Here is a 5,358-nt window from a genome sequence, read left to right as displayed (position 1 = left end):
CGGTCACCAGCCCCCTAATCGCCGCCAGCTTCCCCTCGCCGATCCCCTTCACCCGCACCAGATCGTCAACCGAGGAATAGGGCCTCCCCTCGACGATCCGGCGCGCCAGAACCTCGCCGATGCCCGGCAGCTTCACCAGCTCGTAGGCCGGGGCGCGGTTCAAATCGAGCGGCCCCGTCAGCTCCGTCCGGGAGCCCAGCCAGCGGCGGTCGAACCAGAGCAGCGCCGGCAAGCCGGGCGTCACGTTGGGCAGCGCCGCGACCAGGGCGGGGTCACCCCCGGCCCGGCGGTAGATGTAGGCCAGATCGGGCGCGGTCCCCCGCAGGAACGGGTAGGCGCCGGGACGCGCCACGGCGTCGCCGAAGACGAAGGCGTAATCCACCTTGGGCTCTTCACCGGGGGGCGGGGGGTGGGTCTGGTCGAGGAGGATGAAAAGGGCCGCCGCGAGGGCGAGCGCGACTACGGCGGCGGTTTCCGCGCGGCCGATCAACGCTCCAGCTCGGTGGCGGCGGAGACGTTGTGGGGGTCGAGGACGAGCACCCGCTCCCAGAGCTCGCGGGCCTCCGCGTACCGGTCAGTGGCCCGGAGCCACTTGGTGACGATCTGGACCAGATTGTTGTCCAGGCGGCCGCGCTCGAGCATGGTCCGGGTCGCCTCCAGGGCGGCGGGGAAATCGCCCTGCCGGACCGCCACTATGCCCACGGCCCGCCAGGCGGAACCGTTCCCCGTCTGGTCGGCGCACCAACGCTCGGCCAGCTCCTGGGCCGGGGGCAGGTTGTCCTTCTCGTAGTAAATCTCGAACAGAGGCTCGAAGGCGTAGGCGAAGGAGGGGTTGAGCGCCAGCGTACGCTCGAAGGCGCTCTGGGCCTCGTCCTTTATATTGTTGTACAGGGAGGCCATGCCGTGGAGGTAGTGGTAGTCGGGTCGGGCGGGGTCGAGGTCCACCAGGCGCCGGGTGAGCGGCAGCGCCTCGAGCGCGTCGCCCCGCTGGAGGAGGCTTTCGGCCAGACCGGCCAGGACCGGCGGGTTGTCCGGCAACAGCTTGTCGGACATGCGGAACATCTCCACCGCGTTGCCGTAATCCCCCACGTACTTGAAGATTATCCCGAGGTTCTGGAGGAAGACCGGATCGCCCTGGTATTCGCTGATGAGCGGTTGGAGGAACCGGAGCGCTTCCTCGTACCGGCCCCGGGCCAGCGCCACCTGTCCCAGGCCGTTTATCGCCGCCGGGTAGCCCGGCTCGAGCTCCAGGGCCCGGTTGAAAGAGACCACCGCGTCCTCGTAGTTCCCCTCGCGCAGCGCCACGTTCCCGTCGCCCACCAGTTCCAACGCCGATTCGGCGGCCGCCGGGACGGCGAGAATCAGGAGAGCGAAAAAAACTTTTATCGCGGGGCGGCCCATACGTTTCACTCTTCTTCAAGGCGCGCGGTCAGGAGCCTCTCGACCTCCTCCGCGCTCAGGCCGGTGACGGCGGCGAGCTTGTCCCGGCTCCGGAATCCCCGCACCAGTTCGACCCGGTTCCGGGGGATTCCCAAGAGGTCGGCCAGGAGCCCGGCGGCCTCCGCGTTGGCCCGGCCTTCCGCGGGCGGGCTCTTCAGGCGAAGTTTCAGCGCTCCGTCGTGGAGGCCGGCCGGTCCGGCGCGCCTCGCCCGCGGCTGGACGTGGAGCGGGACCAGCGCGCGCCCGGACCCATCCTTGCCGATTTTAAGTGGCACGACCCGCGTCATCGGGATTATCCAGGTCCAGCTCGACGGGCATCTCCGGCGCGGGGCGCTGGGGTCGTGGAGAGCCCTTGTAGCCGCGGAGCTCCAGCTCGTCGAGGAGGCCCATCTGGGCCTGCAGGAAGGCCCGCATCTCGACGATGTACACCGTGCGCTGCTGACTCAACTGGGCCAGCTCGACCTTGATCTCGTCGCGGCGGCGCTGGGCTTCGGTGATGAGCTCCTCCGCCCGGAGCTCGGCCTCCCGGACGATAAGGTCGCGCTTGCTCTCGGCGTTCTTGGTCATGTCCTCGGAGGCCTGGGTGGCCGCCATCAGCGTTTTCTCGATGCTCTTCTCGAGGCGGCGGTACTCGCCCAGGGACGCCTCCAGCCCCTTCAGCTGGTCCCGGAGCTTGGTGTTGTCCTGGTGCACGTGCTCCAGCTCGTCGGCCACCCGTTCGAGGAAGGCGTCCACCTCCTCGACGGTGTAGCCCCGCACCGAGCGGGTGAACTCCTGGTGGTGGATGTCCTGCGGCGTGATCCTCACCGGCGGCTCCTGGTCTGGGGTGGAACGGGAAATATTAGTTTCCATAATTATAGGCCCATCCGGGGTGTATGACAAGCCGCCGGCGCCAAAAAGGATTCCCGCGCCGGCGTCGGGGCGTAATGGTGTTAGTGGCCAAAGCGTAAGTCGAGCCCGCTCTCCCCGAAGGCGGTCCCCCTCTCCCCGTGGGAGAGGGGTTAGGGGTGAGGGCTACCTTATTACAAATACTTCGCTATCTCCTCCAACACACCCTGCGTATTTTTCAGTACATCGTTGGCCCAAAACCTAAGCACCTTTATACCCAGCCCATTCAGAAATTCATCCCTCCGCCGGTCATATTCCGCCTGCTCCGGCAACCCATGCTGCCCGCCGTCAATCTCCACCGCCAGGTCGGCCTCCGAGCAGAAAAAATCCAGGATGTAACTGCCGATTACGTGCTGCCGACGGAACTTGGCCTTTATCAGTCGGCGGTCCCGCAAGAGGCGCCAGAGCTTTCTCTCGGCTTCGGTCAGGCTCTTCCGCATGGAGCGGGAATAGGTGACCAGCTTGGGGGGGCAATTTATCTGGTGTGTGGTGCAGGGACATTTTTTCTAATGTAGCCCTCACCCTTAATCCCTCTCCCACGGGGAGAGGGAGAAAGCGGCGACCCTCACCCTGCCCGTAGGCGAGCCTCTCCCTGGAAGGGAGAGGGGAGAGCACCGCCCACCCTATGAGCGAATACCCCTCCCTAAAAGGGAGAGGGAAAACTCGGCCTTCACCGCTCGCCGTCCCGGGCCAGGTCGTGCCACTCGTCCAGAAAGCCCATGAACGGCCGGCAGAAGCCGAACATCTCCACCGCCTCCTCCAGCCAGCCCTGCCGGTCGAGCCAATCGCCGGGCTCCCGGGGGGCGTAGGTCACCAGCCCCTTGTAGAGGAAAAGCTCGGGGTGGGGCAGCTCGAGCCCCAGGGCCTCCGGGGGCGTCCGCTTGAGCTGGGGCGTCGAGAGGGGGTACTTTTCCGAAACGCGGGACACCTCGTCGCCGAACCGCCGGTTCACCGCCGGGTCGGCCACCCAGCTCCGGTAAGCGCGGACGGCCTCCGGGGACGGCGCGTACCACCCGTTGGTCCAGAACACCTCGTCCGTGGCGAAGTGGAAATAGAGGCAGGGGCTGTCCGAGCGGTCGCCCCGGTAGATCAAGAGGCCCAGGTGCGTCTTGTACGGCGACTTGTCCTTGGAGAAGCGCACGTCGCGGTTGATCCGGTAGAGACTTCGGTTAACCCGCGGGTCGGCGACGTAACCGGGGTACAACGACCCGATCCGCCCCCAGACCCAGCCGAGAATTCCCCGCAGGGCCGGGACCAGGACGTGGTCGTAGTAGTGCCGGTTCTCCTCGAACCAGCTCCGGACGTTGTTGCGGGCGAGGTCGCGGAGGAACTCGATCCCCGCGGAGGGGAAAACGGGGTGCAAGGCCATGAAACTCCCTGGGACTGCGGTCGTTCGATTTTACCCCGACCGGTCAGCCCGGTCTACCGTATCGCCGGCCCATGGTTTATAATGCCCGGAAAGCCTTATCTTTTTGTTACCGGCGCAAATAAAGAGCGCCCCCGACCGGAGGCCGGAGAAGATGGCTGTCGAGATTAGGCCCGTGGAGACGAAGAAAGAGCTGAAAGAGTTCATCTACCTCCCCCGGAAGATATACGCCGGGGTTCCCCAGTGGGTGCCGCCCTTCTACGACGAGGAGCGGAAGTACTACGACCCGAAGAAGAATCCGGCCTTCGCCTCCGCCGACGCCAAGTGCTTCCTGGCTTACAAGGATGGCGTGCCGGTGGGGCGGATAATGGGCATCGCCTCCCGCAAGATGAACGATCGGTGGAAAACCAAGAACGCCCGGTTCTGCCTCCTGGAATCCCCCGACGACCTCGAGGTGGCCCAGGGACTCCTCGGCGCCGTCGAGAACTGGGCCAAGGCCGCGGGCATGGAGACCATCACCGGCCCCCACGGCTTCTCCGACCAGGACCCCGAGGGGATGCTGGTCGCGGGCTTCGAGCACCGCGCCACCATCGCCACCTACTACAACTTCCCCTACCTCCCCGGGCTGGTCGAGCGGTGCGGCTTCGCCAAGGACTACGACTACCGCGTCTTCTGGATACAAATCCCCAAAGAGGCGCCGGCGGTGTACCTGAAGATAATGGAGCGCCTCGAGCGCCAGGGTTTCGTCCTGGTGGAGTTCAAGACGAAGAAGGAGCTCAAAGCCCACCTGGACAACTTCGTCGTCATCATCAACGACACCTTCGAGTTCATCTACGGGTACGCCCACATGACGCCCGAGGAGGGCCGGGCCCTCATAGACTCCTACCTGCCCATCATAGACCCCCACTTCATGAAGTACATCTACAAGATTCCCAAGGAAGAGGTGGGGCGGCCGGTGGACCCCAAGACGGACGAGGTCGTGGGCTTCATCGTGGGCATGCCCGACATCACCGAGGGCATCCAGAAGGCGAAGGGGAACGTCCTGCCCTTCGGCATCTTCAAGATATTGAAGGCGCGCAACACCACCCAGCAGCTCGACCTCTTCTACGCCGGGGTGAGGGATAAGTACCGCAACCTCGGCCTGACCACCATGTTCGCCGTGGGGCTGATCCGGGACGCGAAGGCGCGGGGACTGGAGTACGTAGACGCCCACCAGGAGCTGGAGTTCAACAGCAAGGTGCAAGAGGAGTGGGGCCGCTTCGAGCACCGGGAGTGGAAGCGCCTGCGCATCTTCGTGAAGGAGCTGGCGCCGGGCGGCCTGAAAAGCTACCAGGACAACACCGCGGAGGTCATCCCGCGTCGCATGGCGTCGGGCGCGGAATAACATATTCTCCCTCCCCCCTCTGGGTGGGGGTTAGGAGTGAGGGTTGCCGTATTCCCCCTCTCCCTTCCAGGGAGAGGGCCGGGGTGAGGGTCGGGGTAGGGAACGTGAAAACGGCGACCCACGGTCTCCCTCTCCCCGTGGGAGCGGCGCGCCGATGGGGCAAGGGTGAGGGCTGCTAAAAAACCCCTCCCCCCTCTGGGTGGGGGGTTAGGAGTGAGGGTTGCCGTATTCCCCCTCTCCCTTCCAGGGAGAGGTTCGCCTACGGGCCGGGGTGAGGGTC

7 protein-coding genes are annotated in these 5,358 nt (G+C 65.5%); 1 reads left to right on the top strand and 6 read right to left on the bottom strand.

All coding sequences use genetic code 11. From position 1 onward, the window contains the following. From NTW26_01385 to NTW26_01360, 6 genes are all read right to left on the bottom strand, one after another. Positions 1-490: helix-hairpin-helix domain-containing protein (locus tag NTW26_01385; protein ID MCX7020927.1), on the bottom strand; the 490-nt coding region annotated here is incomplete at its 3' end. Next, on the bottom strand, positions 487-1,401 hold the full coding sequence (locus tag NTW26_01380) for a tetratricopeptide repeat protein (protein MCX7020926.1): 915 nt from the start codon (positions 1,399-1,401) through the stop codon (positions 487-489). The genes NTW26_01385 and NTW26_01380, both read right to left, overlap by 4 nt. 5 nt (positions 1,402-1,406) lie before the next feature. After that, a complete protein-coding gene (locus NTW26_01375) occupies positions 1,407-1,727 on the bottom strand; it encodes a DUF167 domain-containing protein (protein ID MCX7020925.1) in 321 nt (106 codons plus the stop codon). After that, positions 1,705-2,247 carry a DivIVA domain-containing protein gene (locus NTW26_01370; protein ID MCX7020924.1) on the bottom strand — a complete coding sequence of 181 codons (543 nt, stop codon included), beginning with the start codon at positions 2,245-2,247 and terminating at the stop codon, positions 1,705-1,707. The genes NTW26_01375 and NTW26_01370 overlap by 23 nt, the downstream gene beginning before the upstream one ends. A gap of 215 nt (positions 2,248-2,462) precedes the next feature. After that, on the bottom strand, positions 2,463-2,789 hold the full coding sequence (locus NTW26_01365) for an endonuclease domain-containing protein (GenBank protein MCX7020923.1): 327 nt from the start codon (positions 2,787-2,789) through the stop codon (positions 2,463-2,465). A gap of 209 nt (positions 2,790-2,998) precedes the next feature. Further along, on the bottom strand, positions 2,999-3,697 hold the full coding sequence (locus NTW26_01360) for a DUF2461 domain-containing protein (protein MCX7020922.1): 699 nt from the start codon (positions 3,695-3,697) through the stop codon (positions 2,999-3,001). 151 nt (positions 3,698-3,848) lie between these two features. On the opposite strand from NTW26_01360, the gene NTW26_01355 reads away from it, so the two are divergent. Next, positions 3,849-5,078: a hypothetical protein gene (locus NTW26_01355; protein ID MCX7020921.1), complete on the top strand. Its 1,230-nt coding sequence runs from the start codon at positions 3,849-3,851 to the stop codon at positions 5,076-5,078. Positions 5,079-5,358 lie beyond the last annotated feature (280 nt).

The organism is bacterium (genome assembly GCA_026398675.1).
In the GTDB taxonomy this organism is placed as follows: domain Bacteria; phylum RBG-13-66-14; class RBG-13-66-14; order RBG-13-66-14; family RBG-13-66-14; genus RBG-13-66-14.
This window is presented reverse-complemented; position numbering and strand designations above follow the sequence as displayed.

Bases quoted from the DNA above. Each gene is read 5' to 3' on its own strand.
- NTW26_01380 (MCX7020926.1), bottom strand. From the start codon at position 1,401: ATGGGCCGCCCCGCGATAAAAGTTTTTTTCGCTCTCCTGATTCTCGCC.
- NTW26_01375 (MCX7020925.1), bottom strand. From the start codon at position 1,727: ATGACGCGGGTCGTGCCACTTAAAATCGGCAAGGATGGGTCCGGGCGC.
- NTW26_01355 (MCX7020921.1), top strand. From the start codon at position 3,849: ATGGCTGTCGAGATTAGGCCCGTGGAGACGAAGAAAGAGCTGAAAGAG.
- NTW26_01360 (MCX7020922.1), bottom strand. From the start codon at position 3,697: ATGGCCTTGCACCCCGTTTTCCCCTCCGCGGGGATCGAGTTCCTCCGC.